Source organism: Halobellus sp. EA9 (genome assembly GCF_051195055.1).
GTDB lineage: Archaea > Halobacteriota > Halobacteria > Halobacteriales > Haloferacaceae > Haloquadratum > Haloquadratum rubicundus.
The window spans coordinates 43,371-59,834 of the sequence record NZ_JBNTJW010000011.1; the positions used below are offsets into that span (position 1 = coordinate 43,371).

General features: G+C 67.3%; 16 protein-coding genes and 1 tRNA gene. 7 read left to right on the top strand and 10 right to left on the bottom strand.

Features of this window, described 5'->3' with window-relative positions:
* Positions 1–16: 16 nt before the first annotated feature.
* Both ACQUQ0_RS14065 and ACQUQ0_RS14070 read right to left on the bottom strand, forming a co-directional pair.
* Positions 17–622: a hypothetical protein gene (locus ACQUQ0_RS14065; protein WP_435185962.1), complete on the bottom strand. Its 606-nt coding sequence runs from the start codon at positions 620–622 to the stop codon at positions 17–19.
* Positions 623–831: 209 nt separating this feature from the next.
* Positions 832–1,704 (bottom strand): hypothetical protein, encoded by an 873-nt coding sequence (locus tag ACQUQ0_RS14070; RefSeq protein ID WP_435185964.1) that lies wholly within the window; start codon positions 1,702–1,704, stop codon positions 832–834.
* 395 nt (positions 1,705–2,099) lie between these two features.
* Here ACQUQ0_RS14070 and ACQUQ0_RS14075 point away from each other — a divergent pair, with 395 nt between their 5' ends.
* Both ACQUQ0_RS14075 and ACQUQ0_RS14080 read left to right on the top strand, forming a co-directional pair.
* A complete protein-coding gene (locus ACQUQ0_RS14075; RefSeq protein WP_435185966.1) occupies positions 2,100–2,456 on the top strand; it encodes a response regulator in 357 nt (118 codons plus the stop codon).
* Positions 2,457–2,517: 61 nt separating this feature from the next.
* On the top strand, positions 2,518–3,666 hold the full coding sequence (locus ACQUQ0_RS14080) for a signal peptidase I (RefSeq protein ID WP_435185968.1): 1,149 nt from the start codon (positions 2,518–2,520) through the stop codon (positions 3,664–3,666).
* A 138-nt stretch (positions 3,667–3,804) separates the two neighbouring features.
* Here ACQUQ0_RS14080 and ACQUQ0_RS14085 read toward each other — a convergent pair whose 3' ends face one another.
* Positions 3,805–4,827 (bottom strand): DUF5305 domain-containing protein, encoded by a 1,023-nt coding sequence (locus ACQUQ0_RS14085; RefSeq protein WP_435185970.1) that lies wholly within the window; start codon positions 4,825–4,827, stop codon positions 3,805–3,807.
* 126 nt (positions 4,828–4,953) lie between these two features.
* Between ACQUQ0_RS14085 and ACQUQ0_RS14090 the strand changes: the two genes are divergently transcribed.
* Positions 4,954–6,540, top strand: a complete 1,587-nt coding sequence (locus ACQUQ0_RS14090; RefSeq protein WP_435185971.1) for a hypothetical protein — start codon at positions 4,954–4,956, stop codon at positions 6,538–6,540.
* Between the two features lie 33 nt (positions 6,541–6,573).
* On the opposite strand, the gene ACQUQ0_RS14095 is transcribed toward ACQUQ0_RS14090, so the two are convergent.
* On the bottom strand, positions 6,574–7,437 hold the full coding sequence (locus ACQUQ0_RS14095; protein ID WP_435185973.1) for a DUF7504 family protein: 864 nt from the start codon (positions 7,435–7,437) through the stop codon (positions 6,574–6,576).
* 155 nt (positions 7,438–7,592) lie between these two features.
* Between ACQUQ0_RS14095 and ACQUQ0_RS14100 the strand changes: the two genes are divergently transcribed.
* From ACQUQ0_RS14100 to ACQUQ0_RS14110, 3 genes are all read left to right on the top strand, one after another.
* On the top strand, positions 7,593–8,156 hold the full coding sequence (locus ACQUQ0_RS14100; RefSeq protein ID WP_435185975.1) for a response regulator: 564 nt from the start codon (positions 7,593–7,595) through the stop codon (positions 8,154–8,156).
* A 58-nt stretch (positions 8,157–8,214) separates the two neighbouring features.
* A tRNA-Gly gene (locus tag ACQUQ0_RS14105) sits at positions 8,215–8,285 on the top strand.
* Between the two features lie 448 nt (positions 8,286–8,733).
* A complete protein-coding gene (locus ACQUQ0_RS14110) occupies positions 8,734–9,819 on the top strand; it encodes an ATP-binding protein (protein ID WP_435185978.1) in 1,086 nt (361 codons plus the stop codon).
* Positions 9,820–9,930: 111 nt separating this feature from the next.
* Here the strand turns inward: ACQUQ0_RS14110 and ACQUQ0_RS14115 are convergent, their stop codons facing one another.
* From ACQUQ0_RS14115 to ACQUQ0_RS14125, 3 genes are all read right to left on the bottom strand, one after another.
* A complete protein-coding gene (locus tag ACQUQ0_RS14115; RefSeq protein WP_435185979.1) occupies positions 9,931–10,836 on the bottom strand; it encodes an acyltransferase in 906 nt (301 codons plus the stop codon).
* Between the two features lie 78 nt (positions 10,837–10,914).
* A complete protein-coding gene (locus ACQUQ0_RS14120) occupies positions 10,915–13,662 on the bottom strand; it encodes a heavy metal translocating P-type ATPase (RefSeq protein WP_435185981.1) in 2,748 nt (915 codons plus the stop codon).
* 91 nt (positions 13,663–13,753) lie between these two features.
* A complete protein-coding gene (locus ACQUQ0_RS14125) occupies positions 13,754–14,347 on the bottom strand; it encodes an AsnC family transcriptional regulator (RefSeq protein WP_435185983.1) in 594 nt (197 codons plus the stop codon).
* Positions 14,348–14,475: 128 nt separating this feature from the next.
* Here ACQUQ0_RS14125 and ACQUQ0_RS14130 point away from each other — a divergent pair, with 128 nt between their 5' ends.
* The gene (locus ACQUQ0_RS14130) at positions 14,476–14,676 is read left to right on the top strand and encodes a heavy-metal-associated domain-containing protein (protein ID WP_435185985.1); all 201 of its coding nucleotides are present in this window, start codon (positions 14,476–14,478) and stop codon (positions 14,674–14,676) included.
* Positions 14,677–14,713: 37 nt separating this feature from the next.
* Here ACQUQ0_RS14130 and ACQUQ0_RS14135 read toward each other — a convergent pair whose 3' ends face one another.
* From ACQUQ0_RS14135 to ACQUQ0_RS14145, 3 genes are all read right to left on the bottom strand, one after another.
* Positions 14,714–15,142 (bottom strand): SHOCT domain-containing protein, encoded by a 429-nt coding sequence (locus tag ACQUQ0_RS14135; RefSeq protein WP_435185987.1) that lies wholly within the window; start codon positions 15,140–15,142, stop codon positions 14,714–14,716.
* Between the two features lie 130 nt (positions 15,143–15,272).
* Positions 15,273–15,992, bottom strand: a complete 720-nt coding sequence (locus tag ACQUQ0_RS14140) for a DUF4396 domain-containing protein (protein WP_435185989.1) — start codon at positions 15,990–15,992, stop codon at positions 15,273–15,275.
* A 158-nt stretch (positions 15,993–16,150) separates the two neighbouring features.
* A complete protein-coding gene (locus tag ACQUQ0_RS14145; RefSeq protein WP_435185990.1) occupies positions 16,151–16,450 on the bottom strand; it encodes a DUF6360 family protein in 300 nt (99 codons plus the stop codon).
* Positions 16,451–16,464: the final 14 nt, after the last annotated feature.

Below are 16,464 nucleotides of genomic sequence, written 5' to 3' on the forward strand. Positions count from 1 at the left end.
GTAAGTGACGGAACTATTACGAGGACGTTCCCGTTCCCGGATTTTCGCTTTCGTCTTCTGCGATAATCGTGAGATTACCTGAGTTGCTGCCTCCTCTTGACACTGTCGTGTCGACGACTACGTGGAGACTCGTTGAACTGCCGGAAGAAACCGGGACAGCAGAATCATCACTGTCATCGATTTGTCCAACGTGGAAAGTGACATCGGCATCAGGTAGTTCGACAGTAGCCTCATCCGAGTTTGCATCGGCGTTAGCAGATGCATTACTGTCAGATGCTAGACCGATCGAGACCTGATCACCGTCTTGTGAGTTGTTCGTAAGAGTTGCAACGTTGGCTAGTGTCGTTATTGCGTTATTGTTGAACCCAGTGCTACTGTTATTACTGGTGGCAGTAGTTGAATCCGATCCGGCCAGTTCAAACCGCATAGTACCGTCTGAATCGTCGACAATGTACTCACTATTCTCGCTGATGCCGAGGAACGCACTTCCGTCTCCAGCCGTTTCCACGCTCACGGAACGAGCCGCGCTCACGCTAGTGAACGCGCCCGTACCCACGAGTGCTCCGCCACCGCCGACCAATGCTCCGAGTCCGACCAGTATGTTGCGTCTGTTGAGTGCCATTGTTGTGTGCTCCTTGGCGCGGGGGGACCGCGCCTCCACCTACTCCTTACCACTACACCCACTTTGTATTCCGCCGCTTGAAGCGGATTCAAGCCGAGCGAGCAAATCGAAAGGCGGGCTTGTAGCGGACTAGACTGCGCTTAATCGGCTATTTATCCGGATTTTCCAGCCGAATTCGGCGAAGACGCATCCGTGTTCTGTGGCTTCGGCTACTCCGACGAGACCGCGGTCGAACTGTCGCCGCTGACGCTGTCGTCCGAGGAGGACGCCGTTCGAGAGATCTGAGCATAGTTGCCATCCGCGTCGAGGGCCCTGACGTGCAGGGTGTACGGATGTCCCGATCGGACGTCGTATGCAGAATCGTCGGGATGGATCGCGAGTGAGTCAACGCGATACTCGCCACCGGTCGCGGTGTCTGTCCGAGTCGCTCGTACTGTTCCGTCGCTGTCCGCGATCTCGTATTCGACCTCGCGCAGATCGTCGTCAGCGTCGTTGTCGCGGATCCGAAGTCCGCCCACGGACCAACTGTTCTGGTCGGGGTTGGAGACGAACTGGTCCAGAGCGGTAATCCGGACCGCACGCTTCACCGCGGTCGTCTCCCGCTGGGCCTCGAACGTGAACTCGGAGCTTCTGACTGCGATCGTGAACGCGATTTTCTCGCCATCGTCGACTGCCGATCGGATCTCGACGGACTCCGACTCACCGAACGGGAGGGGAAAGGTGACCGACGCTCCCGTGTCTCCTTCGGGCCCGTACAGCGTTCCATCGGCAGGGTCATCGAGTGAGACCGTCGCCGTCGCACTCGACAGGGTGTTGTTTTCGAGGGTGACCAGCGGGTCTTTCGGATTCCGTCCGACCGGACTGGAGACTGCCACCCCCACGACGGCGTTCGACTGATCCTCGGCAACATCAAGGCTCACCTCCCTCGACTGGGGTTCAGATGCGAACGCACCACCGTCGAGGACCAGTTTGACTCCCCCGAACGCGAAGGCCGCGCTCACGAGTCCGAGGAGATATGCGCGACGGCTCGCTGTGTCCTCCGACTGGCCGTCCGAGACATCTCCAGAGTGATCGCGCGTCATATCATCGTTTCCTGTTTAGATCCGAGGTGCAGATCCGGCGTCTGTTCTGTCGCATCCAATACAGTCGGAGGGGTCGAAGACGACTGCGACAGCATCGACACACGGAATGCAGATCCCCTCACCGTACCTGACGCAGTTCGAGCGAGGAAATATGTCATCCGTGTTTCCTCTCACGTAGTTGCCGCATTAAATTTGGCGTGAGATGTTCGACAGTCGGAATTCGTCGTCATCTACGGTTTTCACACAGACATTGACCGGCCTAAGGGACAGTTTCAAGTCCAGCGGGTCGTTATCTCCAGCAGTTGCGTACGGTGTGTTAGCGATTCGTAGCACGCCCCCGGTCCGAGACGCGTCGGCTTGGAGCACCACGCGGTCGGCGAGGAGCCCCCACCGAGATGGCAGACGTCCTGATCGCCGAAGACATCGGTATGCAAGCGACCCTCATCGAGCGGTATCTCCGCGGCGTCCACGACGTCGTCGACATCGTCACGACGGCCGACGGGGCGGTCGAGGCGGTCCGCGAGAACGGGGCCGACGTCGTCGTGATGGACCTCAATCTCCACGAGGGGACCGGCATCGAGGCGACCGAGGCGATCAAGGAGATCGATCGGGGCGTCGGCGTGGTCGTCAGCACCGTCGCCGCCGGCGCGGACGTGCGCGAGCGCGCGCTGGAGGCGGGCGCCGACGTGTACCTGGTCAAGCCCTACGACCAGGAGGAGCTCTTGGAGGCCGTCGAGTCCGCCGCGCCGTAGAGTGGCGTCGCGAGCGCGCCGCGGATCAAGCGTTATACCGATCGACTTCCTATCGCCGCGCGTGAAGGTCTCGAAGGTCCTGGAGTACGCGGTCTTGCTGCTGCTCTTTGCGGCCGTCGGCGCGATGCTGTTCGGCCAGGCGGCCGGCCAGCCCGTGCTCTTGGGCTACGTCGAGACCGGCAGTATGGCGCCCACGATGAACCCCGGCGACGGCTTCGTCGCGGTCCCGATGGCGGTCGCGGGGCCGATCGAATCCGGCGACGTGGTCACGTTCCAGGCCGAGGAGCTCCACGGCGGCGGGCTCACGACCCACCGGATCGTCAGGGAGACGGAGGAGGGGTACATCACCAGGGGCGACGCCAACCCCTTCACCGACCAGGCGGGCGCCGAGCCGCCCGTCGACCGGGAGCAGATCGTCGCGCAGGCGCTCGAATTCAACGGTCAGGTGATCGTGCTCCGGAACCTCGGCGTCGCCGTCGTCACCGTCCAGGAGTTCGCCACCGGCGCGATGGCGGCGACCGGGATCGGCGCGCTCCTCGGCGGGGGCGGGTCGGCGCAGTCGCTCGTGTGGGTCGGCGTCGCCATCATCGCCGTCGGCTTCGTCGTCGACGCGGTGACGAGCGACCGGTCGACCGGCGGGCGGAACAGGCGCCGCGGGAACTACATCAAGACCTCGACGTTCCTGGTCGTGCTCGTCCTCATCGTCACGGCGCCGGCGACCGCCAGTATGGTGTTGCCCTCGGGGACGACCTCCTTCGACATCGTCAGTTCGGAGTCGCCGAACGAGGACCCGCTCGTGCTCCCCGTCGGCGGACAAAACTCCGTGGAGTACACCGTCACCAACGATGGCTACATTCCCGTCCTCACGGTGATCGAGCCGAAGAGCGAGGGGGTGTCGGTGTCTAGGTCGGCGTTCATCGTCGAGATGCGCTCCGAGCAGACGACGCAGCTGCTGATCTCAGCGCCCGAGGAGACGGGCGCGTACACGCGGAGCATCTCACAGTGGCGGTACCTGCCGATCCTCCCGCGGTCGCTGCTGCTCTCGCTGCACGCCGTGCATCCGCTCGCCGCCGTCGCCGCGATCGACCTCGTCCTGACGCTGGGCACGGTCGCGAGCGGGCTCATCGCGGTCGGCATCGGCCCGATCCGGATGCGCTCCGAAAAGCGGAACGTCACGTTCGTCCAGCAGCTCAAGCGGCGGTTCCTCTGAGAAGGCGTACCGGGATCGGCGCGCGAGCGCGAGCGAGAGCAAGAGGCAGTGTCGACGTCGCCGTCGATGTGAATGTGGATGTGGATGTGGATCGCCGTCGACGTCGCTGTCGATACCGAGAGGGATTTCGCCGCCGACTCAGATCTCCAGCCACTCGCCGGCTTCGACGTCCTCCAGCGCGTAGTAGTAGATCTCGGAGCTGTCGATCACCGCGTAGGCGTCGATCTGCGGGTCGTGGATGACCCGGCGGTTCGTGTCGATCGCGACGTCGACGAGGTCTTCGAGGGTGAGAATCGAGATGTACTGCTTCTCGGAGTCGGTGGGGAACTGCCCGCGGGAGATCCACTCCTGGTGTTGGTCGTGGGCGATGCGCGTCCGCAGCTCCTCGGGATCCACCCGGTCTTCGACCCGCGTGACCGCGGCCGCGGCGCCGACCATCAGGAGCCCGAGGACCGCGAGTGCGCCGTACTCGACGGGGCTCGGCGGTCGGGTGATCTCCCGGGTGACCGTCGTCGACTCCGTGCGCTCGGCCGAGAGCGTCCCGTCGACGTAGTAGGAGTTCCCGGAGATGACGAAGGGGACCGTCGACTGCAACGACCCCTGGTACGCGTCGGTGCGGTAGGTGACGTTCATCTGGAGCCGGAGCAGGAACTGCCCGGCGTTGCCGACCTCCTCGACGAGCACCGCGAGCTCTTGGGAGACGTCGGAGACGTTCACCGTGGCCGTCGTCGAGACCAGTCCGTCCTGGACCTGCCGGGTCGTATCAACGATCGACCGCTCCGAGCGGTAGAAGGGCTGGTCGCCCCGAACGCCGAGGAGCTCCAGCGACAGCTGCTGGTGGACCTCCACCTGCTGGTCGGCGGGGACGCTCGTGTTCATCGTGAAGGTGAGTTCGGGCGAGATCCCCGTGAAGTACACAGAGCGGTTCTCGATCCGTTCGCCCTCGTCGTACAGCGGGGTCGCCTGGGTCACGAGCGCGCTCTCGTCGACGCGCGTGCTGAAGGTCTGCTGGTCGGTCTGTTCTGTCAGCGTCTGGGTCGTCGGCGTGACGAACACGTAGCCCGCGCCGGCGAAACAGAGGAGGCCCAGGACGAGCAGCACCCCCGCGATGAGGCGGACGTTCTCGCTGACGAACAGCTTGGCTCGGTGTTCAAACGCCATCGGTGGAGAAGGGCGGGAGACAGACAGGGATTACGCGACAGCCGGGCGGAGCCATACCGCCGGATTACCGCTTTCGCAACAAAACTTTTGTCGTCGCTGTGGCTACACAGGTCAGGAACGCATCGAATGTCCGACGAATTCCCTGGTGGCGACGACTCCGCGAGCACGTCCTTTGAGGCGTGGCTCGACCAACAGGCCGAAAGCCAGGGAATGTCGCGCGAGGAAGTCTTCGAGCAGCTCGTCTCGTCGTACTGGACGCTCACCGAGATGACCCAGCTGCTCGACGACTCCGGCGGGGCCGGAGCGCCGATCCGCAGACGCGATGCGACCCCCGGAAGCGGGGATCGATTTCCCGACGACGACGGCTCCGAGCCGGGACAACCGAGCAACGGATCCGCGCCGCGGCGCCGCGACCAGCCCGACGGAGAGCACGGCGAGGCCGACGACTCACGGGCGGAGGCGACGCCGACGGCCGCCGAACTCGAAGCACGGATCGACGACCTCGAATCGGAGTTGGAAGCGCTCGAAACCGGCCTGGAGTCCGAAGTCGAACACGGGCAGACGCTCGACCAGCTGTTCGACGCCCTCGCGGAGCGCCTGAGCGAGGTCGAGTCGGAACTCGACGAGGTAGCCGCGAGCACGGAGTCGACAGAGACGGCACTCACGGGGCGGATCGAAGCCGTGGAAGCGGAGCTCACGGATCGACAGGCCGCGCTGGAAGACGAACACGAGCAGGTCGAAGCGTGGCTGGACGCGGAGTTCGACAGCCTCCAGACGATCCTGGAGTACCTCCTCGATCGGACCGACGGGCTCGAACACGAGATCGAAAGCGCGGGGTCGCGCCAAGAACGGGAGCTCGAACGGCTCCGCGAGGAGCGGGACGCCCTCCAGTCGATCAAACAGGAGGCCGCGGCCCACGACGCGCACGCCGGCGAGTGTGCGGCCTGCGGGGAGGAGATCGACCTCGATCTGCTCGCCCAGCCGTACTGTCCGCACTGCGACGCACCGCTGTCCGGCGTCGAGACCGAGAGTCGATGGTGGCTCTTCACCGACACCGTCGTGACGACCGCGAGCGACGGACGCGACGGGCGCCGGTCAGCGACGGGAGACCGCTCGGGACCGCTGCCGAGTGGAGAGCGGACGCGAGAGGAGCGAGAGCCGAGGCGGGGTCGCTCTGACGACCGCGGGACGGACGCACCGCCGACCGGCGGACCGACAGAGCCCGCCGACGGGCTCGACACCCCGCCGGAACTGGACGAAACCGTCGACGATCGGACCTCGGGAGGCCCCTCGTCGGCCGCGAGCGACGACGCGGACGCGAGCGCGGAGCCGGGAGGTCGAAGCCGTGGCCAGCGACACACCGAGGCCGACGACGCCGGCGATATCGACAAGGGCGACGACGACGTCGAGCGGCCGCCGGAGTCGATCGACCTGGAGACCCCCTTCGGCGACGACGGATCCGCGCTCGGCGGAGGGAGCGAGGCCGACGAACGGCGGGCGGACGATCCCGTGGACACGACAGACTCGACCGGGTCGACGGGCTCGGACGACGGCTCCGGGTTCGAGTTCGGCGGGACAGCGGACTCGGGGGACGCGAGCGACGGATCGACGTCTGACGCGTCCGAACGGGACGCGGAGCCGACACGGAGCGACAGTCCGTTCGGCGACCTCGAAGAGCTCCGGCGCGAGGAGAACGGCGACGGCGACGCGTAGCGGGCGGCGGCCAGGTCCTCAGGCGAAGCTCGGTTACAACAGCGAGACGGAGCCGTCCTCGTCGAACTGCAACACCGTATCGAACAGCGACTCGAACGTCCCGACGTCGGGGTCGTCGTGTCGGGTGGGATCGAGGTGGAAGTGCGCGCGCGCGCCGGCGGCGCGGACCCGACCCCGAAGCACGTGGAGGAATCGAAACACCCGCTGGCGGTCGTCGTTCAGGCGGAGCAGGTCCGACAGCGAGTGAAAGCACAGCCGCGTCTCGCCGGGCGCCTCCTCCCAGTTGGAGAGGAGTTTGCTCGTCACGATGCCGATCCGGCGGAGGTCCTGCGGACTGGAGACGGTGCGGACGTCGACGGGGCCGTCGTACTGCTCGTAGTTGACCTCGCGGTTGTAGTTCCGGACGTCGACGACCGCCGTCTCGCCGACCGGCCCCGAGAGGTAGTTCTCCAGGACCGAGAGCCGCTCGCTCGGCGTCTCGGTGATCGCGATCACGAGCAGATTGACCGGCCCATCGTCCGAAGAAGACATCAGCCGCGAGCAGAGGCTCTCTTCGGCCGGGACGTCTCCGGGGCCGCTGAGGAGGACGTTCGCGGCTTCGCCGGTCAGCTCCAGGACGGCTTCGGTCTTGGGGTCCAGCGGCTCGCCGTCCGCCGCGTCGCCGGAGACGAAGTCCCACTCCGCGAGGTCCGCGTCGTCGACGTCGGCGCCGGCCCCGCGCCGTCGGCTGATCGAGTCGGCCAGGTCCGAGAGCGTCGGCTTGGTGCCCTCGTCGGCGTCGTCTATGCCCCTGTCCGTGTCGACCTCGGGATCGTCGTCGAGCCGATCGGCAAGGTCCGAAAGCGACGAGGAGCGGTCGTCGTCGACCGCGTGGGACTCGTCCTCGTCGTCTCGCATACCGAACACTACTGGAGGCGGACAATAAATCTTGACGTCCGGAATCGTCGCAGAACGGCGCGTGGCTAGGTCAGAAGACGGAGACGCCACGAGGGCCCGGCGGCCGGAAGAAGACTTATTTCTCCGACGACCCACAAATCAGTAGAGCCGACACAATGGCCGACCGTCCGAACGTTCTGATCGTCGACGACGAGCGCGACCTGGCCGACCTGTATGCGTCGTGGCTCGCGGACGACTACGCCGTCGAGACGGCCTACGACGGCACGACCGCGGTCGAACGGGTGGACGAGTCAGTCGACGTGGTACTCTTGGACCGTCGGATGCCGGGGATGTCGGGCGACGAGGTGCTCCAGAAGGTCCGCGCGGAGTTCCCGGAGTGCGCCGTCGCGATGATCACGGCCGTCGATCCCGACTTCGACATCCTGGAGATGGGCTTCGACGCCTACATCACAAAGCCGGTCGAGGAGAGCCAACTCGGGGACGTCATCGACCGACTGCTCCGCCGGTCGGAGTACACAAAAACCGTCCGGGAGTTCTTTATGCGCCTCTCACAGCGGGAGGCGCTGCTCGCCGAACTGCCGAAGTCGGAACTGGAGTCCGACGAGCGATTCCAGAGCCTGGAGGCCGAAATCCAAGAGCTCAGAGCGGAGTCGGAGTCGCATATGGAAGAGTTGAGCGGCGACGACTTCGAGGCGCTCTTCTACCGGCTGGACGCGTGAGACGGCGGTTCGGCGTTCCGTCATCCTTAAGTCGAGGCTGTGGCTCTATTTCAACTGCGCGCCGGTGGTCCAGTGGTAGGACAGTGGCTTCCCAAGCCACTAGCCCGGGTTCAATTCCCGGCCGGCGCATTTCTGCTGCGAACGAAGTGAGCAGCGAAATCGCAAACGGGAATTGAATCAGGGAGCGTCGCGAGCGCAGCGAGCAGAGCGACCGTGGTTCAATTCCCGGCCGGCGCACTCCCCGCGGTCGTTTGCCGGCCGACGTCCCCCTCGCTCACTCGGTTCACTCGCGGGATTCCCGGCCGGCGCATACGGATCTAACGCGGTGTTTTACGTCAGATAGGGTCTGAAAGAAAGAAAAAGAACCATCGACGTAACGCTAAATGCCCACTTCCCCATCGCAGTATTTCGATCCCCGCTCTTGTCAGGACTATTAGGAGAAATCGACGGGCATCGAGCCCCATTGTGGTGAGCCGCCGAGGAAACGAAACCCCGCTTCGAGAACGGAATCCACCGGGTCGCGGTCGGCGGATTCGTCTGTCACAATACTCATCACCGGCACCGACGATGTGCGAGTATGGATCGAAGAGGCCGGGACCCGTACCCGTGGCTCATCGTCGGGTACGGCGTGATGCTGTTCCTGGGCGCGCTCGTCCATTACAGGCAAGAGACCAGAGCCCTGCGCAGCGTGGGCGGGCCGGTCGCCGCGCTCGTGATGGACGGCGTGCCCGCGCTCGCGCTCGCATACGCCGGGTACTGGCTCTCCACGCGCGGGCTCTCGGCCCCGGACCACCGCCGGATCGCCCAGTGGTGTTTCGGCGGGAGCGCGCTGTTCGTGGCGGCGATCGGCGCGACCTTCCTCGTTCGGCTCTTCGAGGGGCGGACGCCCACAGAGCCCGTCTTCCCGCTGTTGATCGCGGCCGAGGCCGGCGGCCTGGCCGGCGTCGTGTCCGGGTACTACAACGTCCAGGCGCTGCGGGACGCCCGCCGGGCGCGGACTGTCACCGACGCGCTGACCTTCGTCAACAGCCTCATCCGGCACGACCTCCGCAACGACCTGAACGTGATCCGCGGCCACGCCGAACTCCTCGCCGGCGACGAGAGCGGCGACGCGGCCCGCGGTCCCGACTCCGCGGCGACCATCGAAGAGAAGTCCGAAGAAGCGCTCAGGCGGATCGAGACCACGCGGGCGATCACGAACACGCTGATCGGCGAGCCCGACCTCGACACGGTCGATCTGGCGTCGATGACCGCCGAAATCGCCACCCGGACCGAAAACGCGTTCGACATCCCGGTCGTGGCCGACCTGCCGGACCGAGCGCCCGTCACCGCGAACGCCGGACTCCGGTCGGTCGTGGACAACCTCCTGGAGAACGCCGCCGAGCACAACGACGCCGACGAGCCCGAGATCGAGATCGTCGTCGATCGGGATCCGAACGCCGTCACGCTGCGGGTCAGCGACAACGGATCGGGGATCCCCGAGGCGGAGCAGGAGGCGCTCTTCGAGTCCCCCGCGGACAGCGAGGGCGGCGGGCTGTCGCTCGTGCGGACGCTCGTGGAGGGCTACGGCGGCGACATCCGCGTCGAGGACAACGATCCCACCGGAACGACGTTCGTGGTGACCCTCCCGCCGGCCGACGCCACAGGCGACGAGAGTCGATAGGAGGGCGTCGACGTCGCCAGGAACAAGCGAGGGGAAGTGAGTAGAAGCGACTGGCGGTATCCAGTCGCACGTCTGCGAGTGATCGAGTGGGAGTGCGACCGCGACGGCCGATCAGGAGCGGTCCGGCGGCGTCAGGTCTCGCTGGAACTCGTCGAAGGCGTCGAGGTCCTCGGGCAGGTCGTAGTCGATCCGCCGTTCCTCCTGTCGGTTCGGTAATCGATCCTCGACGGGATCGGCCGCCGACTCCCAGCCGTCCTTCACTTTCAGGCTCTTGGCGGGGATGCCCGCGGCGATGTGGTGGTCGGGGACGTCGCCCTGGACGACCGAGCGCGCGCCGACGATGGCGTTCTCGCCGACGCGACAGCCCGCGCGGACCATCGCGTCGTAGGTGACGCGGGCGTCGTCGCCGACGATCGTGTGGTAGTTCGCCACCTGCGTCTGGTCGACGGTGTCGTGGTCGTGGCTGTAGAGGTGGACGTCGTCGGAGATCGACGCGCGGTCGCCGATCGTCAACTTCCCGCGGTCGTCGAGGTGGACGTCGTCGTGGATGACGACGTTGTCGCCGACGGAGATGTTGTGCCCGTAGGTGAAGGTGATGCCCTTGAAGAAGCGGCAGTCGTCGCCGCACTCCTCGAAGAGGTGCTCGGCGAGCATCTGCCGGAACCGGAGCGCGAAGGCGACGTTGTCGGCCATCGGCGTCGCGTCGAACTGCCGCCAGAGCCACTGGAGGTACTTCGAGCGCTGGAATCGGTCGTCGTCCTTCTCGGCGTAGTACTCCGACTCCAGCGTCGCGTTGCAGGGGTCGTAGCCCTGGAGCCGAACGCGCTCTGCGGGCGAGATCTCCTCGCCGGCCTGCCAGCGGTCGTACGCCTCTCTGTCCCCGTGGAGGTCGACGAGCGTCTCGGTGACGACGCGGCAGGTGTCCTCATCGGAGGCGAGTCGCTCGTCGACCTCGTCGATGAAGGCCCGGACGTTGGCTTCCGCCTCCGCAGGGAGAGAGACGTTGACTTTGGTCATCGACGCCGGGTTCGGACTCCGACGGCAAATCCGTTCGGATGTGCGCAGGAATCGACCGACCGGATCGGAGGGGCCCGATCAGTTCCCGCCCCGGAGGAATCCGAGGAGACGGTAGTCGTGATCCGGCGTGTAGCGCCGGAAGAGCAGGCTGTTTGTCAGCACCGACACCGACGACAGCGCCATCGCGCCCGCCGCGAGGATGGGCTGGAGGAGCCCAAGGGACGCGAGGGGGATCATCGCGGTGTTGTAGCCGAGCGCCCAGAAGAGGTTCTGCTTGATCTTCGCGAGCGTCCCCGCGGAGATCCGGATGGCCTTCACCACGTCGGTCGGGTCGTCGCGCATCAGCGTCACGTCGGCGGCCTCGATCGCGACGTCGGTGCCGGAGCCGATCGCGGTGCCGACGAAGGCGGCCGCCAGCGCGGGCGCGTCGTTGACGCCGTCGCCGACCATCATCGCCTTCCGCCCGTCGGACTGGATCGACTCCACGGCGTCGGCCTTCTCCTCGGGGAGGACTCCCGCGCGGACGTTCTCGGGGTCGATGCCGACTTCATCGGCGACGGCGCGCGCGGTCCGCTCGTTGTCGCCGGTGATCATGTGGACGTCGACGCCGCGCTCGCGGAGGGCGGCCACGGCGTCGGCCGCGCTCGGCTTCACGGTGTCGGCGTCGGCGACGACGCCGAGGACCTCGCCGGCGTCGTCGGCGTCGGCGGTCACGTCGGCGTCTGCATCCCCGTCGCCGTCGCCGGAGACCCGCCCGACGAGCATCGCGGTCTTGCCCTCGGACTCGAGCCGCGCCATCGCGTCTTCGGCCGGCGTCGGATCGATCCCGGCGGCTTCGAGCAGCCGGCGGTTGCCGACCAGGATCGTCGCGCTACCTCGCGGCTCCGCCCCGTCGCCGCTCGGTCCTTCCGCGGCGCGTGGCGCCGCGCCCTCGACCGTCGCCCGGACGCCCTGCCCGGGGACGTTCTCGAAGTCCGTCGCCTCCGGGAGGTCGATGCCGCGTTCTTCGGCGCCCTCGACGATGGCGCGAGCCAGCGGGTGCTCGCTGTGCTGTTCGATCGCGGCCGCGAGGCGCAGGAGATCGGTCTCGGCGTCGGAGCGCTCGGTCTCGGCCTCGTCGCCGGCGTCCGTCGCGTCGCGCTCGCGGAGTCGGCCGCCGTCGGCCGCCAGCCCGACGGGGACGACGTCTGTCAGCGCCATCTCGCCCTCGGTCAGGGTCCCGGTCTTGTCGAAGACGACCGTGTCGACGTCGCGGACGCGCTCTAAGATGTCGCCACCCTTGAACAGCACGCCGTTCTGCGCGCCGATGGAGGTCCCGACCATCGTCGCCGCGGGGGTCGCGAGTCCGAGCGCGCAGGGGCAGGCGATGAGCACGGCGGAGGCGAACACCAGGACGGCGAATTCGAGCGTCGAGACGGCGCCGCCCGCGACGGCCGGGCCGCCGGCGACGACGCCCCACAGCGGGAGCGCCTCGACGACGCCCGCGAGCTGGGCCGGGAAGAGCGCCCAGACGGCGGCCCAGAAGACCGCGTTCGCGATGACCGCGGGGACGAAGTACGCCGAGATCCGGTCGGCGAGGTTCTGGATCTCCGGCTGGCGCGACTGGGCCTCCTTGACGGTCTGGACGATCTGCTGGATCGCGGTGTCGGCGCCGACCTTCGTGGCCTCGACCACGAGGACGCCGTTCTGGTTCACCGTCGAGCCGACGACCTCGTCGCCCGGCGCCTTCGAGACGGGCACGGACTCGCCGGTCACCATCGACTCGTCGACCGCCGACTCGCCGTCGACGACGACGCCGTCGGTCGGGATCTTCTCGCCCGGCCGGACCTTCATCCGGTCGCCGACGTCCACCTCGTCGAGGGGCACCTCGCGCTCCTCGCCGTCTTCGACCAGCGTGGCCGTGTCGGCCTCCATCTCCAAGAGGGAGCGCAGCGCCTCGGAGGCCTGGCCCTTCGAGCGCGCCTCGAGATAGTTCCCGAGCGTGATGAAGACGAGGATGAGCGCGGCCGTATCGAAGTACAGCCCCGCGTTCGGGAGGATCCCGACGAGCGCGATCACCGAGTAGAGGTACGCCGTCGACGAGCCGAGCGCGATCAGCACGTCCATGTTGGCCGTGCGGTTCCGCACCAGGGCGGTGTAGCTGTTCTCGTAGAACTCCCGCCCGAGGACGACCTGCACGGGCGTCGCGAGCGCGAACGCGACCCAGCCGAACGGCAGGCCCGTCCCGGGGAGGAGGTCGGGAGCGAAGAGGTGCGCGGCGAGCATCGCCAAGAGCGGCAGCGAGAGCACGGCCCCGAAGAGCGTGAGGCGCTTCTGCCGCTGGATCTCGGCCTTGCGGGCGGCGTCGCGGGCGTCGCCGCCGGAGCCGGGCTCGCCCGAGTCCCCGTCGTCGCCGTCGTCACCCCCCTCGCGGACCGGCGAGTAGCCCGCCGACGCGATGGCGTCGTAGAGGTCGTCGAGCGAGGCGTCGGCGGGGTTGTAGGTCACGGACGCCTCGTCGGTCGCGAAGTTCACGTCCGCCGAGATGACGCCCGGCGTCGACTCCAACGCTCCTTGGTTCGTCTCCGCGCAGTTCGCACAGGACAGGTCCGTGATGGCGATCGAGACCGTCTCCGAGACGGGATCGTAGCCGGCCTCGGCGATCGCGTCGTAGATCGCCGACAGCGACGCCTCCTCGGGATCGTAGGTGACGGCGGCCTCGTCGGTCGCGAAGTTGACCGCGGCCTCCTCGACGCCGTCGAGGGCCTCCACGGCGCCCTGCACCGTCTGCGAGCAGTTGGCACAGGACATCCCCATCACGTCGATGTGGGCGGTTCGTGTACTCATCGTACTAATGTACGGGTCCCTCTCTTACCCCGATTTCCCCTTTCGGATCCGTACTCGCAGCGGGCCCGAACTTTCGAATCGAAAGTACGGACTACGCGGCGTCGGCCTCGAACCGCTCGTACCGCTCGCGGAACTGCGCCAGACAGGAGGGACAACAGAAGTGGTAGCGCTCGCCGCCGAACCGCTCGCTGCGGCCCTCGCTCGTGACGGTGTTGCCGCACTCCGCACACGACAGCGCGAACTCCGCGCCGCCGACCGCCGGGCTCCACTCGACGTCGCCGACGACGGTCACCGCGTAGTCGTCGACGCGCGAGAGGTCGACGAGCCGATCGAGCTGCTCGCGGACGGCGTCGGCGCGCAGGCGGCCGTGGAACACCACGTCGCCCTCGGCGGTGACGAAGACGTGCTCGACCGGCTCGGCCTCCAGGACGTCGTCGCGGACGTCGTCGACGGCGTCGGCGGGGAGTTCGAGCGTCACGAGCACGGGCACGCCGGCGCGGAGCTGCGAGCGGTCGACGTCGACGGTGAACCGTCGGATGACGCCCGATTCTCGCAGGCGCTCCACCCGATCGGAGACAGCGGGCGGCGAGAGGTCGACCCGCTCGGCGATGTCGCTGTACGGCCGTCGCGCGTCTTCCACCAGGAGTTCGAGGATCCGCACGTCGGTCTCGTCGAGCGTGGACATACCGGGAATTGACCCCGAGATCGTAAGTCAGTTTCCCGCCTGCCTTTCGTTTCCAAAGCGAACCCCGGGGAGAAGCCGAACCACGAAAACGGAAATCGGCATAGACGGGCAGCCCCTAGCGGGAGGCGATGACGACGCGTACCATCACCGTCGAAGGGATGAGCTGCGGCCACTGCGAACAGACCGTCGAGGAGGCCTTGGAGTCGGTCGCGGGCGTCGAGTCCGCGACGGCCGACCGGGACGCCGAGTCGGCCACGGTCGAGGGCGACGCCGACGTCGATTCCCTCGTCGCGGCCGTCGACGACGCCGGCTACGAGGCGTCGGGGTAGCGGCCGAAGGGCCGGGACGGCCGCCGTGAGCGTCTGCTCACTCGTTTTCGAGGCGCTCGCGGCGGCGCTCGTACTCCTCGTCGGAGAGGTCGCCGCGGGCGTAGGCCGTCCGCAGTTCGCGGATGGCCGGGTCGGCGCCCGTGCCGTCGACATCGCCGATGCCGTCGCCGACGACGGCGCGGTACAGGAGGTACCCGCCGCCGACGAGCGCCGCGAGCACGAGGAGTCGCCACAGCGCGGCGAGCAGGAGCCACCACCAGCCGCCCGCTCCCGCCGTCGCGCCGTCCATCATCCAGCCGCCGTGCATCGGACCCCACGTTCCGCTGCCCATTCCGCCGGTCATTCTGGCGCCCATTCCGCCCCAGCCCATCGCGCCGCCACCGACCAGGAGCGGCGCGAGAAACGCCAGTGCGGCCAGGGCGACGACGCCGCCGACGAGCCACCGCGTGGAGTACTGTTGTGTCATCGGTCTCACCGTGGTATTGTACGTACTCCACACTTACCACGATTACTACTTTGACGGTTCGGGTGTGTTAGCCAATTCAGTTTCGTTTCGAAGGGATAGAGGGCGTGAAATTCGCTTTCAAAAGTTCGTATCAGGCCGCGCTCGCGCCGTCCATCGCCGTTGGATCGCCCATTCCCTCCTTGACGCCGACGGCGATGAGCGCGACGTTGATCGGGTAGGCCGCGACGAACCCGAGCGACAGCGAGAAGATCAGCGCGCCCCAGAACAGCGCGGTGCCGATCGTGGCCTCGCCCGCGAGGAGCACGTCGGTCCCGATGGCGACGACCTCCATCACGGTGATGCTCGGCGTCTCCGTGTAGAGCGCGTCGCGGACGGCGGTCCCGAGGCTCTCGCCGTCCTGGAGGAGCGGGCCGACGGTGAGGGCGTAGCCGAACAGGTACGCGAGCGCGAACGTGCCGAGCGTCGTCGCGAGCGTGCTCTCGATCGCGAGCAGGCCCACGAGGACGACGACGCCGGTGACCTCGCCCGCGCCGCAGCCCGAAAAGCAGTGGGCCGTCGAGCGCGCGCCGCGGCGCCACAGCGAGTCGCGAGCCATCTCCGAGCGGCCGCTCCGCCAGTAGACCGCGAGCCCGAACGGGCCCGCATAGAGGACGACGAGCGTCCAGACGCCCTTCATCAGCGACGGGATCGCGGCGTTTCGCGTCCGCAGGTCCCACAGGAGCACGCCGAGCGCGAGCGCGACGAGGACCGCCCACGCGGCCAGCACGGTCGGGTCCGAGAGCGCCGGCACGACCGCGGCGCGGAACGGAGCGAGCGCATCGGAGAGTCCGGCGAGGGAATCAGCGAGCATTCGCTTCGAGGAGGCCGCCGAGACCGAAGTGCGTGGCGGTCCGCGACGGGCGGACCGCGTGAGAGAACAGGCGCTTCTCGCGGTCTCGGAGGTTGAACATCCCCGGAATCTGTGGGCTCTGGGGAGTTACGGCGACCCGACTCTGGACGAAACGGGACTTACGCGTTGTCGCCCTCGTCGGCGAGGTTCGCCTCGACCTTGTCGGCGTGGGAATTGAGCGCGTCCGCGATCGTTCGGGCCTGGTCCGGCGAGAGCGTCACCTCGTCGGCGTGGGCCGGGACCGACTCCAGCTGGGAGTTGTCCAGTTCCAGTTGGAACTTCACGTGGTCGGGGTCCTCGCGCGGCGAGGTGACGTTCAGCACCGCGACGGCCTCGTCTTCGAAGTCGTGGCCGCGGGCCGCGGCGTCGACGAGGTCGAGCGTCGTGTAGGCGTTGACTTTGAGCAGGCGGTTGGGCATAGGCGCGAAAAGGG

Excerpts from the sequence above, each read along its gene's own strand:
- ACQUQ0_RS14065 (WP_435185962.1), bottom strand. The coding sequence starts at position 622 with ATGGCACTCAACAGACGCAACATACTGGTCGGACTCGGAGCATTGGTC.
- ACQUQ0_RS14070 (WP_435185964.1), bottom strand. The coding sequence starts at position 1,704 with ATGACGCGCGATCACTCTGGAGATGTCTCGGACGGCCAGTCGGAGGAC.
- ACQUQ0_RS14075 (WP_435185966.1), top strand. The coding sequence starts at position 2,100 with ATGGCAGACGTCCTGATCGCCGAAGACATCGGTATGCAAGCGACCCTC.
- ACQUQ0_RS14085 (WP_435185970.1), bottom strand. The coding sequence starts at position 4,827 with ATGGCGTTTGAACACCGAGCCAAGCTGTTCGTCAGCGAGAACGTCCGC.
- ACQUQ0_RS14090 (WP_435185971.1), top strand. The coding sequence starts at position 4,954 with ATGTCCGACGAATTCCCTGGTGGCGACGACTCCGCGAGCACGTCCTTT.
- ACQUQ0_RS14095 (WP_435185973.1), bottom strand. The coding sequence starts at position 7,437 with ATGCGAGACGACGAGGACGAGTCCCACGCGGTCGACGACGACCGCTCC.
- ACQUQ0_RS14100 (WP_435185975.1), top strand. The coding sequence starts at position 7,593 with ATGGCCGACCGTCCGAACGTTCTGATCGTCGACGACGAGCGCGACCTG.
- ACQUQ0_RS14110 (WP_435185978.1), top strand. The coding sequence starts at position 8,734 with ATGGATCGAAGAGGCCGGGACCCGTACCCGTGGCTCATCGTCGGGTAC.
- ACQUQ0_RS14115 (WP_435185979.1), bottom strand. The coding sequence starts at position 10,836 with ATGACCAAAGTCAACGTCTCTCTCCCTGCGGAGGCGGAAGCCAACGTC.
- ACQUQ0_RS14120 (WP_435185981.1), bottom strand. The coding sequence starts at position 13,662 with ATGAGTACACGAACCGCCCACATCGACGTGATGGGGATGTCCTGTGCC.
- ACQUQ0_RS14125 (WP_435185983.1), bottom strand. The coding sequence starts at position 14,347 with ATGTCCACGCTCGACGAGACCGACGTGCGGATCCTCGAACTCCTGGTG.
- ACQUQ0_RS14130 (WP_435185985.1), top strand. The coding sequence starts at position 14,476 with ATGACGACGCGTACCATCACCGTCGAAGGGATGAGCTGCGGCCACTGC.
- ACQUQ0_RS14135 (WP_435185987.1), bottom strand. The coding sequence starts at position 15,142 with ATGACACAACAGTACTCCACGCGGTGGCTCGTCGGCGGCGTCGTCGCC.
- ACQUQ0_RS14140 (WP_435185989.1), bottom strand. The coding sequence starts at position 15,992 with ATGCTCGCTGATTCCCTCGCCGGACTCTCCGATGCGCTCGCTCCGTTC.
- ACQUQ0_RS14145 (WP_435185990.1), bottom strand. The coding sequence starts at position 16,450 with ATGCCCAACCGCCTGCTCAAAGTCAACGCCTACACGACGCTCGACCTC.